This window comes from Pradoshia sp. TA40_28 (assembly GCF_059694525.1).
Window position 1 is genome coordinate 74,826 of sequence record NZ_JCATZO010000010.1, and the last position, 24,791, is coordinate 99,616.

The following is a 24,791-nucleotide window of genomic DNA, read 5'->3' on the forward strand; positions in this document are numbered from 1 at the left end:
AAGCATAGGTATACTTGTAAGGAGGGGATTATTTATGAAACGGGGTAGAAGGAAACGATCAATTATGCGAGGTCCCTTGCCTGTTAAACATGTTATCCTCATTACGTTTCTGTTTTTTATCGGAACGAGCTTGCTCAGCCTTTGGATTGTGAATGCAGCAATTGAACCAACATTAATGCGTTATGCCGAATCTGAAACCAAAAAACTTACCAGCCTGGTCATTAATCATGCGATTGAAGAAACGATTTCTAAAAATAGTGATATGAACGAAATTATTACAGAAGTTCCGAAGCAGGGTGATAATATAGCAGTGGACGGGATCCAGTTTAACACTGAAATTATTAATAGGATTCGTTCCGAAACGTCGTTGCTTATTCAAAAACAATTAAGTCAAATAGAAAAAGGCAATTTATCATCCTTTGATTATTTAAAGGGTCAAGTAATGGCAGATTCCAATGATTCAAAAGGAATTATTCATGAGGTCCCCCTTGGGAAAGCAACCAATAATGCGTTATTAGGAAATTTTGGACCAAAAATTCCGGTAGAGATGGAAACCATCAGTGATGTTCAAAGTGACGTGAAAACTACATTGGAACCATATGGAATAAACAACGCACTAATTAAAGTCTATTTAGAAGTTGAAGTTCATGCACAAGTTATTATTCCATTTGCATCAAAGCCAACGAAGATAAAAACAAGTATTCCAATGGGGATGAGAGTAGTATCCGGTCATGTCCCAACCTATTTCAATGGTAGTGGAACTGGTGGAGGCCCGGCCATTCAATTACCGACAAAATAGAAGCGGGTAGAAAATAATCCGTGATTATTTACTCGTATGTATAACAAAAAGTGAATGGCCTTAATCTTGTAACCAACAGGATTAAGGCCAATCCTTTGTTTCGTCTATCTGTCTTTTTTTGCGTAAGTCTGATTGATTTTTCACTTTGCTTTTGCAGCTTTCTCCGCTCTTTCCCACATTCTTAAATAGGGATAAGGGTCAAAGGACCATTCTGTTCGTCCATTTTCTTTATACATGCCATAATGAAGATGGGGAGGGAATTTACCGGATGTACCAGGTGGTCCATAGCCCGAACTGCCAACACTGCCAAGCAGAGTGCCAGGTTCAACTAATTGCCCGACCTTGATCCCCTTAGCAAAACCATTCAGATGGGCAAAATAATGATAGGTGTTATTGATATCCCGGATACCAATTCTCCATCCGCCAAATTTATTCCAGCCTTTCAGTTCAACAATTCCATAACAGGTAGACCTGACGGGCACTCCATAACTCGCAAAGATATCTGTCCCTTCATGAGTTCGGCGGCCACCCCAGCCACGGGCCACTCCCCATGTACTGTTATACGTATAATGGCTGCCTAAAGGAACGGGAAAAGCCTTTTTTTGCAAAGCAATGGTTTGATGTTTTTTAAATAATTCGGCATTGCTCATAATAATACTTACTGCCCGGTCCCTTTTATAGTATTCCCAAATGCCAATACGGAAATTATCTTTATCTATTCCATAGGAAAGCAAGTATTGGTTGATTGCAGCTAATTGATCATATTCATTTAGACGATCTGCTTTTCCATCTTGATCACCATCCACCCCCATGCCTCCGAAAAAAGAAATGGTTAATGGATTAGTGTCTTCGTTATTTACATTTGTGAGGCCAGTCCACTTATCAGCCGGGATAAGAATACCCAGTAATTTAGGGTCCGGAAGGTCTTTTCGAGCCAATCTGATACTTCGTTCATATTGATCAAAAGCAGCTATATAGTACCAGGGGAGTTGGGTCGAGTCTTCAACTCGTTTGTATAATTCCATTCGGTTTTTTAATAGTTGCTGTTCATCTTGGCTTGCTGAAGCGTGCAGGGGTATACAAGTAGAAATAGTAGCCGCCAGGATGAATAAAATCAATATACGATAGAACATATGGAACACTCCTTTACTGTTCGTTAGTATACCGATAAATATGGATGATTATTTTAATGGGGAATTGGAAATTAATTGTAATTCGTGTAAGATTAATCATCTGGGATAAGCGGGTAAAGGGTAATCAAGAAAACAAAAGGCATACTGGCGTTAATTACAATTGCCAAATAAAAAACTTCATGGTTATATGTGGAGAATGATATAATAAGGAAACAAATCATGGATGAAATGAGTAAGAGGTGAACAAATGATTACCATTAATAACACTCAATATGAGATTGTAGAAGAATATGGTGACGGATTTAATGAAGAGACCTTTAAAAGCCGCTTCAGTGAAATATTAAACCGTTATGACTATATACTTGGTGATTGGGGATATGGGCAGCTTCGCCTTAAAGGGTTTTTTGATGATCAGAATCAAAAAGCATCATACGATAATAAAATCAGCACCATCAAAGAATATCTTTATGAGTACTGTAATTTTGGCTGTTCATACTTTATTTTAAAGAAAACTAAGAAGTAATTGAAAAGCCCTCAAGTTAAATTGAGGGCTTTATGCGTTCATTCTGTTGCTAGATAACCTCATCTAAAAACTTTTTCCACTCCATTGCTTCATCACTCGTTATAGAAAAAGCATATTCCAAATAACCGGGCTCCTCCAAATCATCAGGACCCATAATGGCAAATCGATTTCCCTGCATATCCAACACGAGTGTCTTTCCATAAAAACGATCGGTTCTAGTTAATGCCAGGTCAATTCTGCTGTTGTCCCCCATAAAACTGACAAACCTAGTTTTCGTATCATATGTATCATCATAGAGAAAAAATCGCTCAGACATGTAATCCCTCCGCCTTTTTATTTGTACTATTACAGCTATTCCAACTAACCATTTCTGTTTCATTCTACTCCTATCTTATTCTAACATTTTTCAACAAAAATTTTAAAAAAAGGATATAATGGGAATATAGTGAAAATTTGCGCTGGAAAATTTAATATTCCAAGTTTACTCCCTACTATGCTTCTTTGAGAGGATTGTGTATTATGGTTCATTTGAATAATGGAAGAGAAAAATGGAGTAAGTGGCTATCCATTATTCTTCCTAATTCCAGACTTCTGTTCTATCCTCCCAAATTTACAATTAGAAATCCAATTGTATCCAGGATAGCAAAAGCATTTAGGAATCAAAAGGAAATTGCTGTTGTTGTATTTCATATAAGCAAGATGGATGAATTGAAGGAAATGGATGGTGAGAAAGCCTATTATTCCTTCTTTTATGAGTTGAAAAAAGAATTCGAAGCAGCTATAAAAACGTATATTTGTTCGACAAATATTATGGGTGTAGAGGATTTTAATCAGGATAGTATTGTATTGTATGTGAAGAGTCCTTTGTGCACACCAGGGACCGGTCAATTGGATAACATTATAGTAAATATCCATCAGTCAGTCCTGGCATCTCATGTATACAGACATTCTCCGCTTGAACTGACGATTGGACATGGATATATGTACTGCGACCGTACATATAAAAGTGTGGAAACAGCGGTTAATCGGGCATTTGTTTTGGCGCACTCAATGGCTCGTAATGAAGTGGAGCCAGATTATAATGATATGATTCATCAGCTTACGGGTATTATCCAGGATAAATCGATTCGCCTGATGTCGCAGGCTATTTTAGATGTGGAATCGGGCAAAGTTAAAGCCTGGGAGATGCTGTCGAGAGGACCGGCCGGAACCAAGCTTGAGAATCCGTTAACGTTATTTGCGGTTGCTAAACAAACAGGCAGGCTATTCACTCTTGAAATGATTGTATTGGAAAAGGTATTTCAGCATATCCAAAAAACTGATATAGAGGGCGATATCTTTATCAATTTTACACCAATTACAATGGGAGAACGTAATTTTCCGAGCCATGTAGAGATGTTACTAAATAAATATCAGATTGATTCATCCATGGTTGTATTTGAAATAACAGAAAGAGATTCAATTGAAGGAATTCATTTATTAAGGTCGAATGTCGGCTATTTGCGTTCACTTGGGATCAGAATAGCTATTGATGATACAGGTGCTGGCTATGCTAGCTTACATATTATCGGTGAAGTATTGCCGGATATCATAAAGATTGATCGAACCGTCATACAAAATATCCATTCAAACCGTGTGAAAGAATCCATGCTTAAAGGTCTTCTACTCATTGCTAAGGAAACTGGTTCCCTTGTCGTTGCGGAAGGCATTGAAAATGAAGATGAAGCCAGGGTGATGGTACGAAATAAGGTAGACCTCGCACAAGGTTATTTTTATGGGAGACCCCAATTTCTTGAACTTTCGTTAGCAACCATTTAAGCTTAAAGGAAAGTCATGTGGTTAGGTGAATGAGGAGGAATAAAGGATGTACTTCATAGATCGAGAAGCAATTGAGGATAAACTGCGCTATTTAGAAACACAGACAAATCTTCTGAGAAATCAGGGAGAATGGACTCACTCGGTGATTGAGAAGCTGGCATTAGAGCGTATCTTTCAAACAATTGTTGACGCCATTCTGGATGTCGGAAACGCGATGATAGATGGATTTATAATGAGAGATCCAGGTAGCTATGAAGACATTATTGATATCCTGATGGATGAAAAAGTAATCAGTACAGAGATGGAGCCTGAATTAAAAGCATTGCTCCCATACAGAAAAGAACTCGCACAAACCTACACAACAATCCAACATGAGAAACTGCAAAAAGCAATTTATGAAAACTTGAACACTATTCAACAATTCCCTGTCTGCGTAAGAAGCTATATCGAAACTGAATTAGGCGTCGTTACAGCTTTTAAACCATATAATAAATAATAGATACACATAAACGATGAGCGGCATGCTCGTCGTTTATTTTTTTATCCAAATTGGCAGGAATAAAGTAGGAATCAGGATAATCCAGCCGGATTGAGCACGAATCCCGCCGGAGTTGGCTAAATACCGGCCAAATTAGTTCAAAATCCAGCCGATCATAACTAAAATCCAGCCAAGTGCTCTACTCGCGAGGAAAAGGCGAGTCCAATTTAAAAAGGACAATTTGGGTAACCTAAGATTTCCCGAAACATCTGCCAAACGAAAAACGAATAATGAAGCTTTAAAGGAGAGGGATCTAACGGGCTTTTGCTTTTCGATTGATTTCTACTGTGGTAAAGTAAATGAAGTAAATCTAACACGTCTTAGGAGAGTACGATACGTATGAAAAAATATAAAGGTTATTTAATTGATTTAGATGGAACGATGTATAAGGGAACAGAACGGATTTTAGAAGCAGTCCACTTTGTTCAGGAACTTAAGAGACAAGATATTCCTTATTTATTCGTCACAAATAATTCATCACGTACTCCTGAGCAGGTAGCTGAAAAGCTGCGCCAATTTGAAATTCCTGCTACAGGAGAGCAAGTGTTTACAACTAGCATGGCTACGGCAAATTATATCTATGAAAAAAAACAAGATGCATCCGTTTTTATTATTGGTGAAGACGGTATTATTGAAGCGTGTAAGGAAAAAGGATTTGCCTTTAAAGAAGAAGATGCTGATTTTGTGATCACTGGTATTGACCGTGGTATTACATATGAAAAACTCACGGTTGCCTGTCTGGCTGTCCGTAATGGAGCCACATTCATTTCAACCAACGCGGATATTGCAATTCCAACTGAGCGAGGCTTATTACCGGGTAATGGTTCCTTAACTTCTGTTGTTACCGTATCCACACAAACAGAGCCTATCTTTATCGGCAAGCCCGAATCTATTATTATGGAGCAGGCTATGAAGGTGCTTGGCGTTTCGAAGGAAGAGACACTAATGGTTGGCGATAACTATGATACAGATATTATGGCTGGAATGAACGCAGGCATCGACACACTGCTTGTTCATACAGGTGTTACGACTCGAGAACATTTAACTGGATACGACAGGAAGCCTACCTATACAATTGATTCCTTGGACCAATGGACGATTTAATCTAAAAATGGGACTCACTAAAGAAGGATTTATCCCTCTTCAGTGAGTCCCTTCTTATTTTTTGTCTACTCCACATTTTCAACACGATGTGCGAGTCGGCTTGAGGCTGCAGCTGCGATGGCTCCAACAATATCGTCAAGAAAAGCATGGCATTCTCCGGTTGATTTATCATTTAAGCGCTTTAGGATACCAGGTTTAAGTTTATCGACATATCCATAGTTGGTGAAGCCAATGGAGCCATATACATTAACAATGCTTAAGGCAAGAATCTCATCCACACCATACAAACTTTCATCACTTTGAATAATGGACTGGATAGGTTCCTCCAATAACCCCTTTTCAGCTAACATATCTAATTGAATGCCTGTTAAAATAGCATTTTGAACCTCTCTTTTGGAAAGTACTCGTTCCACATTGTATATGCAATCCTCTAATTGTAAGTCATCATGATACTTATGCTGAAGATACATAACTAGTTCACCTATATCTTTAATTGATACGCCGCGATCTTTTAACCATTGTTGCGCAACCTTTTCCGTTTTAGTAATGGGTTTGTCATTCATAAAAAGCACACCGACTTCCATTCATAGTACGTACAAATAACTGATAAAAGAAAATATATACAGGCAAATTCTTTTATTAACCGGATATTCTGTTTTTCCTATGATCACTTGAGGCGAAAATTCTTTTTCTATATCTTAGTAATTTTCTTGATAAGGGGTGATTAGTTTTTTACTAAATATGAATGATTTTAATTCAAGAAATAGGAGGAAATAAACAGCTCCATCTGGAGCAGAAGGGAAAATAAATGGCGATTGGTCTATGCTTGGTTAAAGAAATCTAATAAAGTAGTTTGAATATTGTGTATAATAAAAGGATAAAGAAAAATTTATTGTATTTTCAAAAAAATAAGTTGTAAACAAGGGTGTTTATATTTATAATGTCCTTTATACATAGACAAATGTGTTTTATAAAGGACAAAATGGAGGGGATAGGGTGAAGCCAATCACAATTGGATTAATGGGACTGGGAACAGTCGGAACAGGTGTGGTACAAATTATTCAAAATCATCAGGACAAACTGATGCATCAGGTTGGTTGCCCGGTTGAGATTAAAAGAGTCCTCGTTAAAGATTTATATAAAGACAGGGGTATAGATTTAGTATCTGAACTTTTAACAACATCCCCTATGGATATTATTTCTGATCCTGAAATTGATGTCATCATTGAAGTAATTGGTGGTGTAGAAGACACCTTCTTATTGCTGATGCAGGCATTAAAAAATAAAAAACATATTGTAACAGCCAATAAAGATTTAATGGCAGTCTATGGACCGGAATTATTGCGTTCAGCTTCTGAGAATGGCTGTGATTTATTTTATGAAGCAAGTGTAGCGGGAGGAATTCCTATTTTACGAAGCTTGGTAGATGGCTTGGCATCTGATCATATTACTAAAATCATGGGAATTGTCAATGGTACGACGAATTATATTATGACAAAAATGACTAAAGAAAAGGTATCTTATCAGGAAGCATTAAAAGAAGCGCAGGAGCTTGGATTTGCTGAAGCTGATCCAACTGCCGATGTAGACGGTTTAGATGCAGCGCGGAAGATGGCTATTCTGGCAACCTTGGGATTTTCCATGAATATCGGTTTGGAAGATGTAAGAGTTCAGGGAATTACCACTGTTTCTGATGAGGATTTAGCGCTTTGTAAGAGACTTGGCTATACCATGAAACTCCTGGGGGTTGCCAATCGAAGCAATCAGAAAGTAGAAGTGAGTGTCCAACCCACACTTTTACCGGAGGAACATCCTCTTGCTACTGTAAATGATGAATATAATGCAGTGTATGTATATGGAGAAGCAGTTGGGGAAACCATGTTTTACGGACCGGGAGCCGGGAGTCTGCCAACAGCAACTGCAGTCGTATCAGATCTTGTCGCCATCATGAAAAACATGAGGTTAGGTGTTAATGGTCGAAGTGCCGTTATCCCTCAATTTGAAAAGCAATTAAAGACGGATGAAGAAATGATTAGCAAATACTTTCTGCGGATTCATGTAAAGGATGAGGTGGGGGTATTTGCCCAGCTAACGGCTATTTTTGCTAATCATGGGATAAGTTTTGAGAAAATTATGCAGCTGCCGATTAAAGTAAACGAATTATCGGAGATTATACTTGTTTCACATCAGGCTCCGCTGGCTAAATTTGATTATGTTCTGCGTGAGCTGGAATCACATGAAAAAGTATACTCCATTAAAGGCACATACCGAGTCGAAGGGGGAGTATAGAATGAGCTGGAATGGATTATTGCAGGAATTTAATGAGTTTTTACCAGTGAATGATCAGACGCCTGATTTGAGTTTGCTGGAAGGAAATACACCCTTAATTCATTGTCCTACTCTTTCAAAGGAATGGGGAATTAATCTATATGCCAAATATGAAGGAGCGAATCCAACAGGTTCCTTTAAGGATCGAGGCATGGTCATGGCAGTGGCAAAAGCAATTGAAGCAGGAAGTGACACAATTATATGCGCATCAACCGGTAATACATCTGCTGCAGCTGCGGCTTATGCTGCCCGCTCCGGTTTACGCTGCATCGTTGTTATTCCTGATGGCAAAATTGCAATGGGAAAGCTTGCTCAGGCAGTTATGTATGGAGCTGAAATTTATGCCATTAAGGGGAATTTTGATCAGGCATTGGCGATGGTTCGCTCCATAAGTGACCAATATCCGATTACTCTTGTGAACTCGGTAAATCCTTATCGAATTGAAGGACAGAAAACAGCTGCTTTTGAGATCTGCAGACAATTAGGGAAAGCACCTGATGTGCTGGCTATTCCAGTTGGAAATGCAGGTAATATTACAGCTTACTGGAAAGGGTTTAAAGAATATAACGGTCATTACCAAACAGGCCTTCCTGAAATGAGAGGATTTGAAGCGGAAGGTGCTGCAGCAATCGTTCATGATCGGGTGTTTGAACAGCCGGAAACCATTGCAACTGCTATACGAATTGGAAATCCGGCAAGCTGGGAATATGCGGTTGAGGCTGTAAGGGAATCGAATGGTAAAGTGGATGAAATCAGTGACGAGGAAATTGTACAGGCCTATCAATTAGTAGCCAGAAAAGAAGGGATCTTTGCTGAACCAGCATCCTGTGCTTCTGTTGCAGGCATTTATAAACAATTACAAACTGGTGAGATCAAGAAGGGACAAACTGTTGTTGCAGTACTAACTGGTAATGGCCTTAAAGACCCTGCTACGGCTGTAGAGTATAGCCACATTACCCCTAGGGTCATCGAAAATGACGCAGATGAATTGGTGAAATGCTTTGGCGGTGTGTTTTCATCATGAATTTGCCTGACATATTGCACATTCAAATACCGGCAAGCACTGCAAATCTGGGTCCGGGATTTGATTCCATTGGAATAGCATTGGGTTTGTACCTAAAAATAGAGGCTAAACTTTCAGATGAATGGAAGGTAGTCTTGAAGTCGAAAGAGTTAGATTCTACTCCTACGGATGAACGAAATTATATTGTCTGTATGGCTAAGAAAGCAGCAGCCTATTTTGGATCAGAAATGCCGGCTTGCCAATTAGTCGTGGAAAGCGATATACCCTTGGCTAGAGGACTGGGCAGCAGCGCTTCTGCGATTGTTGCGGGAATCGAGCTTGCTAATGCATTTTGTAAACTGGGATTAAGTAAACAAGATAAACTGAGATTCGCGAGTTTAGAGGAAGGGCATCCTGATAATGTAGGGGCTTCCATATACGGAGGATTGTTCGTCGGCCTGCATACTGAAGAGGAAACCAATCTGGTAGCATTACCGACTGGGGATGTTCAGGCAATTGTAACCATTCCTCCATTTGAGTTAAATACGGAAAAAGCTCGCGGTGTATTGCCAGCCCAACTTCCACATCCTCAAGCGATTTCCTCAAGTGCAGCAGCGAATCTTCTGGTAGCAGCTGCTGCCATGAATAATTGGAAACTGGTTGGAGAGATGATGGAGATGGATGGCTTCCATGAAAAGTATCGCAGGGAGTTAATTCCTCACTATTCAAGAATTAAACAGCTCGCTAAAGAGGCGGGGGCATATGGAAGCTCGATAAGTGGAGCAGGACCGACTATTTTTACATTAGCTCCTCATGAGTCTGTTCCTTTTATATGTGAGCGTCTGCAAAGGGAGTTGCCTGATATGACGGTTCTACATGTTCCATTAGTAGATAAAGGGTCAATTTTACAGATGAAGAAATAAAAACAGCGATTCCACCAGAGGGGAATCGCTGTTTATGTTTTGGTGATTAAAATACTTGTTCAACTTCAACAACGCCTGGAACTTCTTCAAGAAGTGCACGTTCGATGCCAGCTTTCAATGTGATCGTGGAGCTGGGACAGCTTCCGCAAGCCCCTAAAAGACGTAATTTTACAATTCCATCATCCACATCAACTAGCTCACAGTCGCCGCCGTCGCGAAGAAGAAATGGACGTAATTTATCAAGTACATCCTGAACTTGCCCAAATAACTCTTGTTCTGCCATGGCTATCGACTCCTTTCCTACTCATATTATAATGATTTTACCTTAAAAAAGCTATCTCCTTTCCTTACCTTATAGTTAAAATTTGTTTCCTCTATTTAAATTATGTAATATGGAATGAAAAGGGATAAATTAGGAGGAGAACAGGTGACGGTTGCCAATTTATATGTATATGGAGCGACGCAAATATGTGCAAGCTGTGTTGGGATGCCATCATCAAAAGAAACATATGAGTGGCTGCAGGCTGCTTTATCGAGGAAATTTCCGAATCAGCCATTAATCATCTCGTATATCGATATCTATCATCCGCCAGAAGATCAGGCAGTTAAAGAAATGGCTATGAAAGTTGTTGAAGGAGAATATTTTTATCCTTTAGTCGTTCTGGACGGGCAAATAGTAGGTGAAGGAAGCCCACGATTAAAAACGATTGCGGAAGCTTTAAAGGAATACGGCTATAAAGATTCATTATGAATAATAAGAGAGAAAGCTTGCATCCTCAGGGAGGATTTGCAAGCTTTATTTAATGCAATGCTGCTGGCGATGTATGCAGGAGAGAACACGATTATCCATTGTGATATTTGTACATCCACAAAACACCGGATTTTAATAACCGGGCCATTCTACCGGTAATAGGGCGCTCAGCCATTAAACCGAAACCATGCTTTTTACCTAAAGAGCCGAGAATCCCTTTCAGTTTAATCGGAGGGAAAGACTCAGGAAGTGGTTCGCCAGCCCATTTTTTGAGGAGAACCTGGTAGATCTGTTCCCCCTGCCCCTCAGCCAACTGTGCACTTGGTGCGTGACCGAGACTTGCGCAATCTCCAATAACAAATACATCCGGGTATTCCGGAATGGTGTGCTGAGCAGTCAGCTTTATTTTGTTACCGCTATCTTTTTCCACCGGCATTTCTCTGACTGGCTGTACTGGCTGAATTCCGGCTGTCCAAACAATGGCGTCACATGGAATGGAAACGTCACCATTATAAAGCAAATTTTGTTCGATCTTTGTAATATTACTGTTCGGGACCAGTTCTACCTGATGTTCAATAAACCAGCTTTCTACATAATTACTTAATTTAGAAGGGAAAGCTGATAGGATATGCTCATTGCGGTCAAAAAGCTTAATATGTAAATCCGGACGTCCTTCAATTAATTCACTTGCTAATTCAATCCCACTTAATCCTGCACCGATAATGGCCACTACTTTACCTGGCCCAAGATTATTGAGAGCTTGATAGGTACTGCGTGATTTATCAATCGATTGTATGCTATACGTATATTCTGCAGCGCCAGGAACATTATGGTAGTTATCCTCACAGCCCAGGCCGATAATCAGTTCATCGTATGCAAGTGGTTCCTGATCATTGATCAGGACTTGTTTATTCGGTAAATCTATGGAGTGTACTTCGCCATACTTGTAATGAATTCTTTCATGCTGAGGAAATGAAACACGTATCGCGTGGTCAGAAATGGAACCGGCTGCAAGTGCATAAAATTCGGTTTTTAAACAATGATACGGGACTCTATCGACTAGAGTAACCTGAATATCTGTAGGGAATTGATGGTCAGTGAGCTTGTTCAGTATTCTCATACCACCATACCCACCACCTAGGATGACTAAGTTTTTCATTGAAATGACGACTCCTTTGTTGGATATACAATTTTCTAATTTCAATGTCGCTAGATTACTAATGTGAGGTGAATATTTTATTTAGCATATTATTGTTGAGAAAAGTTGTTAATATTGTAAAATTCCATACAAAGTATATCGAAAATAGGGGAAAATAACAACTGAATTGTGTATAAGTTGTGAAAAGTCTTTCTATTTTGTGAGGTCAAACAATCCATTTTACAAAGGAACTATGACGTTATAAAGGGGAGAGTGGGCGTTAATATAGCCTGTTTGCTTTGTCTAAATTAATTGACTATTAGTATGTTTTAGAGTAGGATTTTGTTGTACTGAGGGGTGACCATTTTATGAAACCAATTATTGAATTCTGCGTCAGTAATCTTGTTAGCGGATCACAGCCTGCTATGGAGATTTTAGATAAAGATCCCAATTTAGATGTGATCGAATATGGATGTCTTAGTTATTGTGGAATCTGCTCAGCCAGTATGTATGCCCTTGTAAATGGAGAAGTTGTGACAGGGGACACTCCGGAAGAACTGGTTGATCATATTTATGAATATCTGGAAGAGAATCCAATGTTTTAATATAAAAAAGGGAAGAAGCAGGCGTATTACGCTTATTTCTTCCCTTTTATCGTAGATAGGTTTAATCATTATCATTTGTATCTTCAGTATAGGGATCTTCTTCATAAGGTTTTAAATCTCCAAAGGAAGTCATGATTCCTTCTTCGTCCAATAGGTCCTTTAATTGCTGAAGTTCGGTTGTGGGATAAATTTGTACATTTTTGCCCTCTATATCGTTCCCTGCAAAATTTTCAATATCCTCCACATACCCGATATGTTCATCCGAATTCAAGTAGACTTGATCGTAATGCTCTTTTGGATCATAATAATCAGATGGACTATCTGAACTTCCCCATTCTGCAACAGCCTGCCATGAATCCTCTTCATCAAAGCCATTTACTTCTGTTTCATGTTTCTTTTCATACAAGGGATGAAGAACTTGTTCTTCTACTGGACGTTCGTGAGAAACGGTTTGTTCAGTACTGTGCTCGATGCAATAGGTGGAAGATGGAATGGCCTCAAGTCGTTCAAAAGGGATGTCACATCCACATGTTTCACACTTTCCATATGTCCCCTTTTCCATTGCTTCCAAAGCTCGGTTAACCTGAGCAAGTTCATTCTCAAAATGTTCGTTTAAGGCTATGTCTTTACCGCGTTCATATAATTCAGTAGCAGTATCAGCCGGATGGTTATCATATGTGGATAGCTCTCCTACATAATTATAAAAATTTTCATCCTCTCCGATACCAAAATGATTATTCAAGGATATATGATGTTCAAGTTCCTTTTTTTGATCTTTTAGTTTTGATTGAAGATTGGATTGTTGTTCAGAAGAAAGCATCATGGAAACTCCTTTCGATTTCGTCCTTCTATTTTCTTTCATTCTGCAACGGTTTATGTAAAAAATATAATTCATTCTTTTGGATAAAATAATAAGGTGATTTTGTTGAAGATTTTTTTATGATAGTTACACTATAAAAGGATGCAATATGTATATTATGGGCGACATCCAAGGTTGAGAGGACTCGGATTAATGTATATACTAATGAGTAGAGGATAGAATTTCCTTCTACCATTTTTTAAGGGGGAATATAAGATATGAATAATGAAGTTATTATTGTTACGGAAGCGGCAGCTATTCAAATAAATACGATGATAAAAGAAAGCGGCGAGAATCAGCCATATTTGCGTGTATCCGTTCATGGAGGAGGCTGCAGCGGTTTATCCTACGGTATGAATTTTGAACAGGAAAAATCAGAAAATGACCTTGAAACAGTTCAGCATGAGATTCATTTTCTAGTCAATAAAGAGGATGCACCTATCCTGACTGGAACGCGGATAGATTATAAACAATCTATGCTAGGCGGAGGCTTTACGATTGATAATCCTAATGCGATTGCTACATGTGGGTGCGGCTCTTCATTCCGTACAGCGAAAGCTACGGGAACTCCCGAACAATGTTAGACTAAAGATTTATAAAAAATGTCTAAACAGTGCCTGGTAAAAATACAATAAAAAAGGAATTCAGAAGGGGGAACATAAAGTTCTCGCTGATCTGGATTCCTTTTCTTTTTTGTAGCTTAGCGGTAATTAATCTTTAAACATACTTGTACTGTGAAGAGGCTGGATTCTTGCTTTAGGATCCATATATGCTTTTGCATTGTTAATGGCAGTTGGCGCTTCACCAAATCCGCTTGCAATCAGCTTCACTTTCCCATCATACGTACATATATCTCCGGCTGCATAAATACCCGGTATATTTGTTTCCATTTTGCTATTTACAACGATTGAATTCTTTTCAATTGTAAGTCCCCACTCTTTAATTGGACCGAGTGAAGAAACAAAACCAAATGTAACTAATACGTCATCAACATCAATTGTTTCTTTATGCTCACCGTTTGCATCATCTAACACAATTTGTGTAATGGTATCTTCATTGCCAACTAATTCAGAAGGGATATACGGAGTTTTAATGTTTACGCTAGAGTTTTTAAGATTTTCTACACTATGTTCATGGGCGCGGAATTTATCACGGCGATGAACGATTGTTACTTCCTCTGCAATTGGCTCAAGCATTAATGCCCAGTCTACTGCAGAATCTCCTCCGCCACACACGACGACTTTTTTACCAGCGAATTTATTTAAATCATCAACAAAATAATGAAGATTATTTCCTTCGTATTGAGAAGCGTTTTCGAGTTCAAGCCGTCTGGGTTGGAATGCACCATTGCCAGCTGTAATAATTATCGTTTTGGAATAATGAACTTCTTTATCTGTTGTTAATTTAAAAATGCCATCTGCCTGTTTTTCAACATTAAGAACAGCTTGTTCCAGACAAATAGTAGGTTCAAACTTAGCAGTTTGTTCCTTGAGATTATTAACTAAATCTTGGGCGAGTATCTTTGGAAAACCCGCAACATCATATATATATTTTTCAGGATAGAGTGCGGATAATTGCCCGCCTAGTTGGGGCAGACTTTCGATGATTTTCACAGTGGCTTGCCTCATACCACCATAAAAAGCAGTGAACAATCCTACAGGTCCTCCACCGATGACCGTTACATCATATACTTTTTGATCTTCATTCACATGATAACCCCCTAAATTGTAAAAAATCCTTAATAACATAAATAGTACCATATATCTTGGTATAACGTTCCTCTAAAGGCTAAGAGTGGATATATTATGATAATAAGATTAAATATTCTAAAAAGTCAAAGCAGAGCATATACCTTTTAATATACTTTTAAAATCCAGTACTTGAAAAATTAACCAAAAGAGAATATAGTAATCTATAGCTAATTGTTAATATTTTGTGACATTTTTACCTATACATACGTGAATGCCATCACAATATATTTTGAATTTTTATATTTTATAAAAAAGGTGGTTACGATACAAGTGAAAAAGCCTCATATCGTCATTCTTGGAGCAGGTTATGGCGGATTATTAACTGCTAAACGCTTGCAAAAAAAATTAAATGTGAATGAAGCAGAGATTACATTAATTAATAAGCATCATTATCATTATGAAACAACTTGGTTGCATGAAGCATCTGCAGGTACATTACATCATGATAAAGTCCGTTACGGTATTAGCAGTATCATTGATCGGAGCAAAGTAACATTCGTTGAAGATACCGTTGTAGAAATTAAGAATGATGAAAAAATGGTAATGTGTGAGAATGGTAATGTTTCCTATGATTATTTAGTCATTTCTTTAGGTGCTGAATCTGAAACATTTGGTATTGAAGGATTAAAGGAATATGCCTTCAGCATATCCAGTGTGAATAAGGCACGTCATATTCGTGAACATATTGATTATCAATTTTCTCAATATCAAGCAGATAAAAAGGAAGAAAGATTAACGATCATTGTAGGTGGTGCCGGCTTTACTGGTATTGAATTTATTGGAGAGCTTGCCAACCGTTTGCCTATCCTTTGTGAAGAATATGATGTTGATCCTAAAAAAGCACGTATTATATGTGTCGAAGCGGCCCCATCCGCATTGCCAGGATTTGACCCGGAACTTGTACGATACGCTGTAGCCCGTTTGGAGAAAAAAGGCGTAGAATTCATGATTGGTACACCGGTCAAAGGCTGTACAGAAGAGGGAATTCTGGTGGGTAAAGGTGAAAATGAAACGGAATTAATTAAAGCTGGTACAGTTATATGGGCAGCGGGAGTCAGGGGCAGCAGCATCATTGAAAAATCCGGAATTGAAGCGATGCGTGGCCGTGTGAAAGTGAAGCCAACTTTACAAGCACCTGGACTAGAGGATGTTTTTGTCATTGGAGATTGTGCCTTAATCATTAATGAGGAGATTAATCGTCCTTATCCGCCAACAGCCCAAATTTCCATGCAGCAAGCTGAAGTATGTGCCGAGAATATTATTGCTCTGATTAGAGGTGACAAGCTAAAAGATTTTGTTTATGAACAAAAAGGGACAGTATGCTCACTTGGTGATGATGATGCAATTGGCGTCGTTTTTGGTAAAAAATTAAAAGGTAGCAGGGCATCAGCCATGAAAAAAGTTATTGATAATCGTGCTTTATACATCATGGGAGGTTTACCGCTTCTTATGAAAAAAGGGAAATTTAAATTAATCTAAAATAAGAACATTATAATTTTGGAAGCTGTCCGTTTAATTCAGGGCAGCTTTTTGTATAATATCATGTTACTTTAGGAAAGGGGGGTGAAATGAAATGTTGGAAAGAAGTAAATATGTATGGCTGGGAGTAGCAGGACTGGTCATAACAAAAGACGGCAGGTGGCTCGTTGTAAAGAAGTCATATGGCGGTTTAAAAGGGAAATGGTCTTTGCCTGCAGGTTTTGTAAAGCCAGGGGAAACAGCCGATGAGGCTGTGGTTAGAGAGATTAAAGAAGAGACGGGGATTGATACAAAGGTTATAGGGTTATTTGGTCTTAGGACAGGTGTCATTCGTAATGAGATTAGTGATAATATGCTATTGTTTTTACTGGAACCCATTGCTGGAGAGATTATGATTCAAAAAGCTGAATTATCAGATGTTGCCTTTATGGACGAACAGGCAATCAAGAGAGATCCGGACAGTTCGCTGTTATTAAAGGAAATAAACGATAAGCATGCGTCTCTTCATAAAAAACCACTTGAAGGAATTAATCCAGGTGATGTATTTCAATATACAGCTTATAAATTGTTTATTTAAAAGACTGTTCAAGATAGGTTGAACAGTCTTTTAATTTTGTCCTATAGCAAAAAAGGTATTATTATTAAAAAATAATCTCATTTATATACTTAATCTTTCCACTATCAATATTTACTCCATACCGTCCATTTGTAGAAGAATGACCTGATAGCAAGGTAGAATATCTTACAATAATATAATTATTTACCTCCCCATCATATAGTACAAAATGGTTTTCATCTTCAATTAATTCATTTCTGTCGCGTAGATAATCTTTAACTAAAGAAATGGCCCATTCCTGATCATTTATATCGGTATTTGTATGAATTTGGTATGTACTCCATTATCGAATAATCTGAACGTTATCTTCTGATTCTTTACGTACTTCATATCAAGACAGGATTGAGAAGTGACAGAGGGACCCATCAAAATAAATGATTTTCTTGTGTATAAGCGAGTATATAATAGGATTACTAAGTTGTATGCGCTTACACTTGGTTTGTGCCTTATATGGAGCACTTTTCATTTCTCTTAATTTCTGTTATATTATCAGAATATTCAATAAATAAAGGGGTGGTAAGGTTATGAATCAAAAGTCATATCAGTGCCCATATTGCTATGGAAAAGGTTATTTTCAATTATTACTAGGTGGATCAGAAACTTGTTCATGCTGTGGCGGCAGCGGAAAAACAAAGAATAACAATAAATAGCGGATAACGTTATTTCAAAAACAACCCAATTGACGAAAATTCTTCCATCCTATAAACTTACTTTTGTACGACTTAGGGGGGAGTATAGAGAATGGGCATGTCGATTCCGGTTGTTATTGTTTCTTTTGTTTTGTTCTTTATCTTATTTTTTGGGCTGGGATTTATTTTAAATATGCTGTTTAGAAAGACATGGATTATGGCAGTAATCTATCCTTTGGTATCTTTATATATTATTAATAGCCTAAAGGTAAGGGAGTACTTTGTAAATCCGTCTTCGAGTTTTCAATTATTAAAAGAGCATTTACTCAACCTTGCCATCGCGGATACGATTATTCTTTTCGGAGGTTTTGCAGGTTCTATTCTATCTGGTATTGTGATTAGAATTCTCCGTTCAAAGGGATACAGAATGTTTTAACCTTTTTCGAGTAATCGTTAAAGGTTTTTTATTTAATGTAGTGTACACATTTCTGAAAATAGAATAGTTTGTCTGAGGTTGGGAAGAATGGTTTGTGTGAAAGGAGATAAATCACATGGACCATTCTTTTAAATTAATCAGAGCCATTTCACTAGCTCTTTTATTTCTACTGGCAACCTTTGTTACCCTTTCATATTTTACAGGAATCAATGTTCGTGAGTTTCCTGTTCTTCGTCAGATCCATTCCAAAATAGCAAAGGATCAACATAGTAAGCCAATAGATCATGTATCTTTATCAAGCAATACCGCCTCAACCGCTAAACAGATAAAACCAGCTTCCTCATTGGAAGATAATGATGACTGGAATAAATATCCTGTTGAAGAGGTAGTCGCCACAGGATATACAGCGGGGTACGAGTCTACCGGGAAATATCCTAACCATCCTGGATATGGGATTACATTTTCCGGTGTAAAGGTAAAACGAGATTTGTATTCAACAATAGCAGCAGATACAAACGTTTTTCCAATCGGGACCATTCTCTTTATTCCATCTTATGGATATGGAGTAGTAGCTGATACAGGCTCGGCTATAAAAGGGAATAAAATTGACCTATTTTACAATAGCGTGGAGGATGTATATCAGCAATGGGGGAAAAAGCAGCTAAAAGTATATGTAATCAGTAAGGGAACAGGCAAGCTAACTGAACAAGAGCTAAAGGCATTAAATGAAACAGAAAGCTTGCAAGTATTTAGAAATCAAATCATTAACAAAAACTAAAGAATTTTATCCTACCGTTCCTTATGGGCGGTTTTTTTCGTTTTCAGAATTCGCCCCTGTTACATTCGTTTATATGCTACAAAGTCTAATGGCACGATTTATTAGTGGCAATAATACAGAGACATGACTTTCATCAGAGAACTCCTTAAACTGAATATGAATTCCATATGGATTCAACTCATGGAGGTCCTCGTACATTTCAAAAGCATTTTTGTTCATCCCACTAAAATGCTGTTTTTCGAGTTCCCCTACACCAATTAAAACATGTAGTTGACGACTTGTTTGCTTTAATGTTTGGATGAAAGCCTCTTTCTGTATCATGAAAAATTGTGGATCCCAATGAATCGAAGGGCTGCCCGCAATATATGTATTGAATAATTCCGACTGTGAAAAAAGAGTTTGTAATACAAATAATCCTCCAAGCGAATGGCCAAATAGCGTTTGTTTGCTTTTATTGATCGACAGCATGCGCTCTATTTCTGGTTTTATATCTTCCCTGATAAATGTGGTGAAATGCTCAGCGCCGCCATGAGGGGCCCATTCCAATCCTTTTGGGTGCGGTGGTAAATCTTTATTTGATATGGGTCTGGTAAAGTCATAAACACGATATGGTGAGAAGGGTTGATCTGTTTGATAGCCAATTCCGACAATAATAGCAGGGAATACGCCAGTTTTTTCTGGTTTCCCACTCTGTACACGCACCGCTTCAACAAATGTGCTAAATACAGCGTTGGCATCCAACACATAGATTATCGGATATCCCTCAGCAGGGGGGGATGTTTCAGGCCTGTAAATGAAAATGCGATAGGAACGTTCCTGCTTTGGATCACTCATATCAACTTGCCAAGTGTTAGGTAAAGATACATGCTGCACCCAAGGAAAGCTGCTTTCAAAAAGATTTTCTGGAAGTGTCTGGTTCATATTGTCCCTCATTCCTATTTGATTTACGAAACCAAATGACAAATAAATCATAAAAAATCAAAATTTTACATAAATTTATTGAAAATTTCAGGTTATTAATATATATTCTATATAATAACTGATAATGATTATCATTATCAACTTTTGCGAATAAATTGGAAATTGGAGGGTAGGTAAAACAGCTTTTTACAGATATGAAAACGAATACATAAAAATGTGAAGATAAGAGAGGATGATAGAAAATGAATGTGAAAAAGAATTTATTAATAGTGGGATTATCAGCAATGACTTGCCTTAGTCTGGCAGCGTGTAACAGTACAGAGTCAAAAACCAATCAATCTGAAAATACAGCAAAAGCAGATGAGAGCAAGCAATCAGAGGTTAAAACCCAAACCATTACTTACCTAGATAAAGAATACAAGGTTCCATCTGAAGTGAAAGAAATCGCTACCGCTAGCCTTGAATCGATGGAGGATGCAGCTATTTTGGGAGTTAAACCAGTCGGGGCGATTACAATTGCCGGGGAACTGCCGAAATATTTGGCAGATGATTTAGCTGGTGCCCAGTCGATAGGAGAGAAGACACAGCCAAATTATGAAACATTACTAGGTTTAAAGCCAGATGTGATTCTATGGACTTCCAAAGCGAAGGAGAATGTTACTGAACAATTAACAAAGGTGGCCCCAACATTCCCATATTCTCATATCTCTACAAATTGGGAAGATAATTTGAAGCTAATGGCTCAATTGACTGGTAAAGAGGCTGAAGCGGAAAAGATTATATCTAATTATAAAAAAGATGCTGAGTCCGCTAAAGCACAATTAGGCGAAACCATGAAAGGTAAAAAAGTAATGGTCTTGCGTATTCGAGGTGGCAGTGTTTATGTGTATCCAGAAAATATGTACCTTAACCCGATACTATATACTGATTTGGGGCTTGAGGTACCAGAAGTGGTGAAAGCTGCAAAAGCACAGGAAGTCATCTCCATGGAAAAACTTGCAGAAGTAAATCCGGATTATGTGTTCCTTCAATTTGAAGAAAGTGAAAATGCTGATAAACCGAAAGCATTGGATGAGTTAGAAGCCAACCCAATTTGGAAAAGTATGAATGCGGCTAAAAACGGAAACGTATTCGTCAATACTGTGGATCCTCTTGCTCAGGGTGGTACGGCATGGAGTAAGACAGCGTTTCTGAAAGCTGCAACTGGCTCTTTAGCTGAGTAAGGATTGTTTAGAGGAATGGATAAGAAGACAATCCCTATATTAATCATATGTGCGGCCCCCATACTGATAATCGTGATCACCCTGTTATCCGTTCTTTATGGAGCTAAGCATATAGATTATACAACGGTTTGGAATACTTTGTTTCATTATGATGCCGGTAATGTGGATCATGCCATTATTATGACTTCCCGATTACCGAGAGCGATAGGCGCACTTCTAGTTGGTGCCTTTCTTGCTATATCGGGTGCATTAATGCAGGGGATGACAAGAAATTATCTTGCATCCCCTTCAATTATGGGAGTAGCGGATGGTTCGGCTTTTATCATAACTTTATCAATGATTTTCCTGCCCAATATGACATCTATTGAGATGATTTTATTATCAATGGTAGGATCAGCGCTCGGTGCCGGAATTGTTTATGGACTCGGGTCCATGCTTCCTAATGGTCTATCGCCTGTTCGTTTAGCGATTATTGGTACTGTGATTGGGACTTTTCTAAGCAGTCTGTCTCAAGCATTGGCTTCGTATTACCAAGTCTCACAAAATATAAGTTTTTGGTATAATGCGAGATTGCATCAAATAGACCCTGAATTATTATCACTGGCCGTGCCATTTGGGCTGGTTGGGATTTTTCTTGCCTTGTTTGTTTCAAAATCGGTGACCATCCTATCTCTTGGTGAGGAAGTTTCGATTGGCTTAGGCCAGCGCACCGGGCTAGTCAAAGTGATTTGTATTTTGTCTGTAATCTGTTTAACTGGGACGGCAATTGCTTTGGTTGGAAAAGTTGGTTTCGTAGGTCTAATTATTCCTCATATAAGCCGTATGCTAGTTGGCATGGATTATAAATGGTTGATTCCCTGTGCAGGTATATTGGGGGGTGTATTTCTCGGTTTATGTGATATTTTAAGTAGATTTATTAATTATCCCTTTGAAACACCTATTGGCGTTGTGACTGCATTGATTGGTGTACCATTCTTCCTTTATCTAATTAGGACAAAAGGGGGAAGCAGCCATGCATAAAACATCAAAGACAAGATATTACCTAACATTATCGATAATCTTACTGGTCATAACAGCCGTTATAGTTTATAGCTTGATGGCTGGAACATTCCAATTATCTGTTATGGATGTCATACGGACATTATTACGACTAAATGAAAATCCTGAATATGATCTAATTCTATTTGATTTCAGGTTGCCTCGTATACTGATTGCCTGTCTTGTTGGAATAGGGCTTGGAATAGCGGGTACCGTGATTCAGGGAGTAACCAAGAATGGTCTGGCTGATCCGGGTATACTCGGGATTAATGCAGGTGCCGGTACAGCTGTGGTTTTATTCATGTTTTTCTTTCATAGCTTGTTTCAAGGGATGACATGGCTTTCTATTATGGCTATGCCCTTATTTGGCTTGGTTGGAGGACTCCTGGCCGCCCTAATCATCTTTGCTTTTTCCTGGAAAAACGGTTCCCTTGATGTAGAGCGACTCATTTTGACAGGAATCGCTATTGGTTCAGCATTTAGTGCTGTCTCCCTGTATTTATCTCTGAAAATGAAGGCGACTGATTTTGAGATGGCTGTAGTGTGGAGCACGGGCAGTATATACGATGCAAATTGGTATTATATCCTGGCCATGATCCCCTGGCTGATCATCTGTATACCAATTATCTTTAAAAAGGCCTATATATTGGACTTGCTCCAATTGGAGGATAGTAGTGCTATCAGTTTGGGGATTGCCATTAATAAAGAAAAATCAATCTTACTGCTAAGCAGTATCGGTTTAATAAGCGCTTGTGTATCTGTATCAGGAAGCATTGGATTTATTGGCTTAATGGCGCCTCATATATCCCGTTATCTTGTTGGTGTACAAAATAGATATGTTCTTCCTATAAGTGCAGCTATCGGTGCGTTGTTGGTGGTCCTGGCTGATTATATTGCCAAAACCGTCATTGCCCCTGCTGAACTGCCAGTTGGTATTATTGTATCCATAATTGGCGTACCTTTCTTCTTATATTTATTAAAAAACGCAAAAGCATAAAGGAGATTCTTGAAATGAGTATTTTACGTGCAGAAAATCTTGAAGCCTGTTATGAAAAAAAGACCGTGTTTCAAAATTTAAGCATGGATATTACTGAGGGTAAAATAACTACTATTATTGGACCAAACGGTTGCGGAAAATCTACCTTGCTAAAAACAATGGGGCGAGTATTGAAACAAAAGCAAGGAAAGGTATTTTTACAGGAACAAGATATGAACACAATTTCGACGAAAGAAATTGCGAGAAAACTCTCCATGCTGCCACAAAGCCCTAGTTCGCCCGGAATGCTCGGAGTGGAAGAACTGGTATCATATGGGCGTTATCCGCATCGCAAAAGTACGAATACACTGACAAAGGAAGATAAGGAAATCATTGAGTGGGCGATGATGGTTACCAAAACAGAAACGTTTCGAGATAGAAGTATAGCAAACTTATCGGGCGGGCAAAGACAAAAGGTTTGGCTGGCCATGGCACTGGCTCAGAAAACAGACGTTATCTTACTGGATGAGCCCACAACTTATTTGGATATGGCCCACCAGCTGGATGTATTGCAAACTATTCAGGAGCTCAATCGACAAGAAAAATGTACGATTGTCATGGTCCTACATGATATTAACCATGCGGCACGATATTCAGATGTGGTTATCGCCATGAAAGATGGATGTATTATAAACTCCGGTTCACCATGTGATATTATCAATCGGGAAGTATTAAAAGAGGTGTTCCAAATAGAAGCCAGAGTCATCATCGACCCCTATGACCAGTCCCCCATATGCATAGGATATGAATCATTAATATAGTGCTGAAACGGCTTGCCCAGAAGCGAAGAGCATAAGACAGGGGATCGAAAGGAGGTGTTCTTCCTCCTGCAGAGACCATGCTTATGTCCTGAGCTTCTAGCCGTTGAAGCCGGATTACATATAGTGCTGAGACGACTGGTCAGGAGCGACAAGCATAAGACGAATACACGAAGGGAGGGTTAATTGAGGAGCAAAGTCTACAAACGCCACATCCTGTGGCAACGCCTTTGTGACCTACATCCTGTAGGCCTCCGTAGTGTATTTGCTTATGCTCGAGCTCCTAGGAATCGAAGCCGGATTGGACATAGTGCTGAAGGGCCTTGTTCAGATGCGACAAGCATAAGACAGAGGCTCGGAGGGGACGTTCCTCCCCCGCTGAGGCTATGCTTATGACTCGAGCGTCTAGGCCCTGAAGCCGGATATAGTGCTGAAGGGCCTTGTTCAGATGCGACAAGCATAAGACAGAGGCTTGGAGGGGACGTTCCTCCCCGTAGTGGCTATCCTTATGACCTCGAGGAGCTAGGAGTTGAAGCTGGTTTATAGCGTAAATGACAGAGGTGCCAAAAACCTCTGTTTTTTTATGGTTATTTATATATGTTTT

28 protein-coding genes are annotated in these 24,791 nt (G+C 38.7%); 20 read left to right on the forward strand and 8 right to left on the reverse strand.

The genetic code is table 11. The features are described from left to right. Positions 1-34 precede the first annotated feature (34 nt). Positions 35-799 carry a sporulation protein YunB gene (yunB, locus tag AC58NB_RS13735; protein WP_497427409.1) on the forward strand — a complete coding sequence of 255 codons (765 nt, stop codon included), beginning with the start codon at positions 35-37 and terminating at the stop codon, positions 797-799. 140 nt (positions 800-939) lie between these two features. Here yunB and AC58NB_RS13740 read toward each other — a convergent pair whose 3' ends face one another. Beyond that, a complete protein-coding gene (locus tag AC58NB_RS13740) occupies positions 940-1,932 on the reverse strand; it encodes a M23 family metallopeptidase (protein ID WP_497427410.1) in 993 nt (330 codons plus the stop codon). A 247-nt stretch (positions 1,933-2,179) separates the two neighbouring features. Between AC58NB_RS13740 and AC58NB_RS13745 the strand changes: the two genes are divergently transcribed. Beyond that, on the forward strand, positions 2,180-2,455 hold the full coding sequence (locus AC58NB_RS13745; RefSeq protein ID WP_491077637.1) for a YutD-like domain-containing protein: 276 nt from the start codon (positions 2,180-2,182) through the stop codon (positions 2,453-2,455). A gap of 49 nt (positions 2,456-2,504) precedes the next feature. Here the strand turns inward: AC58NB_RS13745 and AC58NB_RS13750 are convergent, their stop codons facing one another. Beyond that, a complete protein-coding gene (locus tag AC58NB_RS13750) occupies positions 2,505-2,771 on the reverse strand; it encodes a DUF3055 domain-containing protein (RefSeq protein ID WP_497427411.1) in 267 nt (88 codons plus the stop codon). A 203-nt stretch (positions 2,772-2,974) separates the two neighbouring features. Here AC58NB_RS13750 and AC58NB_RS13755 point away from each other — a divergent pair, with 203 nt between their 5' ends. The 3 genes from AC58NB_RS13755 to AC58NB_RS13765 all read left to right on the forward strand — a co-directional run bounded on the left by AC58NB_RS13755 (position 2,975) and on the right by AC58NB_RS13765 (position 5,915). Next, positions 2,975-4,273, forward strand: coding sequence for an EAL domain-containing protein (locus tag AC58NB_RS13755; RefSeq protein WP_497427412.1), 1,299 nt, complete (start codon positions 2,975-2,977; stop codon positions 4,271-4,273). Between the two features lie 46 nt (positions 4,274-4,319). Further along, the gene (locus AC58NB_RS13760) at positions 4,320-4,769 is read left to right on the forward strand and encodes a DUF86 domain-containing protein (RefSeq protein ID WP_497427413.1); all 450 of its coding nucleotides are present in this window, start codon (positions 4,320-4,322) and stop codon (positions 4,767-4,769) included. Between the two features lie 381 nt (positions 4,770-5,150). Continuing rightward, complete coding sequence (locus AC58NB_RS13765) at positions 5,151-5,915, forward strand: TIGR01457 family HAD-type hydrolase (RefSeq protein WP_497427414.1); 765 nt, start codon at positions 5,151-5,153, stop codon at positions 5,913-5,915. Positions 5,916-5,980: 65 nt separating this feature from the next. Here AC58NB_RS13765 and AC58NB_RS13770 read toward each other — a convergent pair whose 3' ends face one another. Next, positions 5,981-6,478: a phosphatidylglycerophosphatase A family protein gene (locus tag AC58NB_RS13770; RefSeq protein WP_497427467.1), complete on the reverse strand. Its 498-nt coding sequence runs from the start codon at positions 6,476-6,478 to the stop codon at positions 5,981-5,983. Between the two features lie 433 nt (positions 6,479-6,911). On the opposite strand from AC58NB_RS13770, the gene AC58NB_RS13775 reads away from it, so the two are divergent. From AC58NB_RS13775 to thrB, 3 genes are read left to right on the forward strand one after another with little or no spacing between them, the layout of a single operon-like run. Beyond that, positions 6,912-8,204, forward strand: a complete 1,293-nt coding sequence (locus AC58NB_RS13775) for a homoserine dehydrogenase (protein WP_497427415.1) — start codon at positions 6,912-6,914, stop codon at positions 8,202-8,204. A gap of 1 nt (position 8,205) precedes the next feature. Beyond that, positions 8,206-9,267, forward strand: a complete 1,062-nt coding sequence (gene thrC, locus AC58NB_RS13780; protein ID WP_497427416.1) for a threonine synthase — start codon at positions 8,206-8,208, stop codon at positions 9,265-9,267. Beyond that, complete coding sequence (gene thrB, locus AC58NB_RS13785) at positions 9,264-10,169, forward strand: homoserine kinase (RefSeq protein ID WP_497427417.1); 906 nt, start codon at positions 9,264-9,266, stop codon at positions 10,167-10,169. The genes thrC and thrB overlap by 4 nt, the downstream gene beginning before the upstream one ends. Before the next feature lie 46 nt (positions 10,170-10,215). Here thrB and AC58NB_RS13790 read toward each other — a convergent pair whose 3' ends face one another. After that, complete coding sequence (locus AC58NB_RS13790; RefSeq protein ID WP_497427418.1) at positions 10,216-10,452, reverse strand: NifU family protein; 237 nt, start codon at positions 10,450-10,452, stop codon at positions 10,216-10,218. A 114-nt stretch (positions 10,453-10,566) separates the two neighbouring features. Here AC58NB_RS13790 and AC58NB_RS13795 point away from each other — a divergent pair, with 114 nt between their 5' ends. Then, on the forward strand, positions 10,567-10,920 hold the full coding sequence (locus AC58NB_RS13795; protein ID WP_497427419.1) for a YuzD family protein: 354 nt from the start codon (positions 10,567-10,569) through the stop codon (positions 10,918-10,920). Between the two features lie 91 nt (positions 10,921-11,011). Here AC58NB_RS13795 and AC58NB_RS13800 read toward each other — a convergent pair whose 3' ends face one another. After that, complete coding sequence (locus tag AC58NB_RS13800) at positions 11,012-12,079, reverse strand: NAD(P)/FAD-dependent oxidoreductase (protein ID WP_497427420.1); 1,068 nt, start codon at positions 12,077-12,079, stop codon at positions 11,012-11,014. Between the two features lie 347 nt (positions 12,080-12,426). On the opposite strand from AC58NB_RS13800, the gene AC58NB_RS13805 reads away from it, so the two are divergent. After that, the gene (locus AC58NB_RS13805) at positions 12,427-12,663 is read left to right on the forward strand and encodes a YuzB family protein (protein ID WP_497427421.1); all 237 of its coding nucleotides are present in this window, start codon (positions 12,427-12,429) and stop codon (positions 12,661-12,663) included. Between the two features lie 61 nt (positions 12,664-12,724). Here the strand turns inward: AC58NB_RS13805 and AC58NB_RS13810 are convergent, their stop codons facing one another. Continuing rightward, positions 12,725-13,525, reverse strand: a complete 801-nt coding sequence (locus AC58NB_RS13810; RefSeq protein ID WP_497427422.1) for a TraR/DksA C4-type zinc finger protein — start codon at positions 13,523-13,525, stop codon at positions 12,725-12,727. Between the two features lie 215 nt (positions 13,526-13,740). On the opposite strand from AC58NB_RS13810, the gene AC58NB_RS13815 reads away from it, so the two are divergent. After that, complete coding sequence (locus AC58NB_RS13815; RefSeq protein ID WP_497427423.1) at positions 13,741-14,106, forward strand: HesB/IscA family protein; 366 nt, start codon at positions 13,741-13,743, stop codon at positions 14,104-14,106. 126 nt (positions 14,107-14,232) lie between these two features. On the opposite strand, the gene AC58NB_RS13820 is transcribed toward AC58NB_RS13815, so the two are convergent. Next, positions 14,233-15,231: an NAD(P)/FAD-dependent oxidoreductase gene (locus tag AC58NB_RS13820; protein WP_497427424.1), complete on the reverse strand. Its 999-nt coding sequence runs from the start codon at positions 15,229-15,231 to the stop codon at positions 14,233-14,235. A gap of 312 nt (positions 15,232-15,543) precedes the next feature. Here AC58NB_RS13820 and AC58NB_RS13825 point away from each other — a divergent pair, with 312 nt between their 5' ends. From AC58NB_RS13825 to spsC, 5 genes are all read left to right on the forward strand, one after another. Next, entirely contained in the window at positions 15,544-16,752 is a 1,209-nt protein-coding gene (locus tag AC58NB_RS13825; protein ID WP_497427425.1) for an NAD(P)/FAD-dependent oxidoreductase, read from the forward strand. A 97-nt stretch (positions 16,753-16,849) separates the two neighbouring features. After that, positions 16,850-17,329 (forward strand): NUDIX hydrolase, encoded by a 480-nt coding sequence (locus AC58NB_RS13830; RefSeq protein ID WP_497427468.1) that lies wholly within the window; start codon positions 16,850-16,852, stop codon positions 17,327-17,329. Between the two features lie 563 nt (positions 17,330-17,892). Next, positions 17,893-18,018, forward strand: a complete 126-nt coding sequence (locus tag AC58NB_RS13835; protein WP_497427426.1) for a YuiA family protein — start codon at positions 17,893-17,895, stop codon at positions 18,016-18,018. A 91-nt stretch (positions 18,019-18,109) separates the two neighbouring features. Then, entirely contained in the window at positions 18,110-18,433 is a 324-nt protein-coding gene (locus AC58NB_RS13840) for a YuiB family protein (RefSeq protein ID WP_497427427.1), read from the forward strand. 115 nt (positions 18,434-18,548) lie between these two features. Further along, a complete protein-coding gene (spsC, locus tag AC58NB_RS13845; RefSeq protein WP_497427428.1) occupies positions 18,549-19,211 on the forward strand; it encodes a stationary phase survival protein SpsC in 663 nt (220 codons plus the stop codon). A 69-nt stretch (positions 19,212-19,280) separates the two neighbouring features. Here the strand turns inward: spsC and AC58NB_RS13850 are convergent, their stop codons facing one another. Next, positions 19,281-20,132, reverse strand: coding sequence for an alpha/beta hydrolase (locus AC58NB_RS13850; RefSeq protein ID WP_497427429.1), 852 nt, complete (start codon positions 20,130-20,132; stop codon positions 19,281-19,283). A 248-nt stretch (positions 20,133-20,380) separates the two neighbouring features. Between AC58NB_RS13850 and AC58NB_RS13855 the strand changes: the two genes are divergently transcribed. The 4 genes from AC58NB_RS13855 to AC58NB_RS13870 are packed head-to-tail and all read left to right on the forward strand — an operon-like array spanning position 20,381 to position 24,190. Then, a complete protein-coding gene (locus AC58NB_RS13855) occupies positions 20,381-21,355 on the forward strand; it encodes an iron-hydroxamate ABC transporter substrate-binding protein (RefSeq protein ID WP_497427469.1) in 975 nt (324 codons plus the stop codon). Positions 21,356-21,370: 15 nt separating this feature from the next. Beyond that, complete coding sequence (locus AC58NB_RS13860) at positions 21,371-22,375, forward strand: FecCD family ABC transporter permease (RefSeq protein WP_497427430.1); 1,005 nt, start codon at positions 21,371-21,373, stop codon at positions 22,373-22,375. After that, positions 22,368-23,390, forward strand: coding sequence for a FecCD family ABC transporter permease (locus AC58NB_RS13865; RefSeq protein WP_497427431.1), 1,023 nt, complete (start codon positions 22,368-22,370; stop codon positions 23,388-23,390). The genes AC58NB_RS13860 and AC58NB_RS13865 overlap by 8 nt, the downstream gene beginning before the upstream one ends. A 14-nt stretch (positions 23,391-23,404) precedes the next feature. Continuing rightward, positions 23,405-24,190: an ABC transporter ATP-binding protein gene (locus AC58NB_RS13870; RefSeq protein WP_497427432.1), complete on the forward strand. Its 786-nt coding sequence runs from the start codon at positions 23,405-23,407 to the stop codon at positions 24,188-24,190. Positions 24,191-24,791: the final 601 nt, after the last annotated feature.

Bases quoted from the DNA above. Each gene is read 5' to 3' on its own strand.
- yunB (WP_497427409.1), top strand. From the start codon at position 35: ATGAAACGGGGTAGAAGGAAACGATCAATTATGCGAGGTCCCTTGCCT.
- AC58NB_RS13740 (WP_497427410.1), bottom strand. From the start codon at position 1,932: ATGTTCTATCGTATATTGATTTTATTCATCCTGGCGGCTACTATTTCT.
- AC58NB_RS13745 (WP_491077637.1), top strand. From the start codon at position 2,180: ATGATTACCATTAATAACACTCAATATGAGATTGTAGAAGAATATGGT.
- AC58NB_RS13750 (WP_497427411.1), bottom strand. From the start codon at position 2,771: ATGTCTGAGCGATTTTTTCTCTATGATGATACATATGATACGAAAACT.
- AC58NB_RS13755 (WP_497427412.1), top strand. From the start codon at position 2,975: ATGGTTCATTTGAATAATGGAAGAGAAAAATGGAGTAAGTGGCTATCC.
- AC58NB_RS13760 (WP_497427413.1), top strand. From the start codon at position 4,320: ATGTACTTCATAGATCGAGAAGCAATTGAGGATAAACTGCGCTATTTA.
- AC58NB_RS13765 (WP_497427414.1), top strand. From the start codon at position 5,151: ATGAAAAAATATAAAGGTTATTTAATTGATTTAGATGGAACGATGTAT.
- AC58NB_RS13770 (WP_497427467.1), bottom strand. From the start codon at position 6,478: ATGAATGACAAACCCATTACTAAAACGGAAAAGGTTGCGCAACAATGG.
- thrC (WP_497427416.1), top strand. From the start codon at position 8,206: ATGAGCTGGAATGGATTATTGCAGGAATTTAATGAGTTTTTACCAGTG.
- thrB (WP_497427417.1), top strand. From the start codon at position 9,264: ATGAATTTGCCTGACATATTGCACATTCAAATACCGGCAAGCACTGCA.
- AC58NB_RS13790 (WP_497427418.1), bottom strand. From the start codon at position 10,452: ATGGCAGAACAAGAGTTATTTGGGCAAGTTCAGGATGTACTTGATAAA.
- AC58NB_RS13795 (WP_497427419.1), top strand. From the start codon at position 10,567: ATGAAAAGGGATAAATTAGGAGGAGAACAGGTGACGGTTGCCAATTTA.
- AC58NB_RS13800 (WP_497427420.1), bottom strand. From the start codon at position 12,079: ATGAAAAACTTAGTCATCCTAGGTGGTGGGTATGGTGGTATGAGAATA.
- AC58NB_RS13805 (WP_497427421.1), top strand. From the start codon at position 12,427: ATGAAACCAATTATTGAATTCTGCGTCAGTAATCTTGTTAGCGGATCA.
- AC58NB_RS13810 (WP_497427422.1), bottom strand. From the start codon at position 13,525: ATGAAAGAAAATAGAAGGACGAAATCGAAAGGAGTTTCCATGATGCTT.
- AC58NB_RS13815 (WP_497427423.1), top strand. From the start codon at position 13,741: ATGAATAATGAAGTTATTATTGTTACGGAAGCGGCAGCTATTCAAATA.
- AC58NB_RS13835 (WP_497427426.1), top strand. From the start codon at position 17,893: ATGAATCAAAAGTCATATCAGTGCCCATATTGCTATGGAAAAGGTTAT.
- AC58NB_RS13840 (WP_497427427.1), top strand. From the start codon at position 18,110: ATGGGCATGTCGATTCCGGTTGTTATTGTTTCTTTTGTTTTGTTCTTT.
- spsC (WP_497427428.1), top strand. From the start codon at position 18,549: ATGGACCATTCTTTTAAATTAATCAGAGCCATTTCACTAGCTCTTTTA.
- AC58NB_RS13850 (WP_497427429.1), bottom strand. From the start codon at position 20,132: ATGAACCAGACACTTCCAGAAAATCTTTTTGAAAGCAGCTTTCCTTGG.
- AC58NB_RS13860 (WP_497427430.1), top strand. From the start codon at position 21,371: ATGGATAAGAAGACAATCCCTATATTAATCATATGTGCGGCCCCCATA.
- AC58NB_RS13865 (WP_497427431.1), top strand. From the start codon at position 22,368: ATGCATAAAACATCAAAGACAAGATATTACCTAACATTATCGATAATC.
- AC58NB_RS13870 (WP_497427432.1), top strand. From the start codon at position 23,405: ATGAGTATTTTACGTGCAGAAAATCTTGAAGCCTGTTATGAAAAAAAG.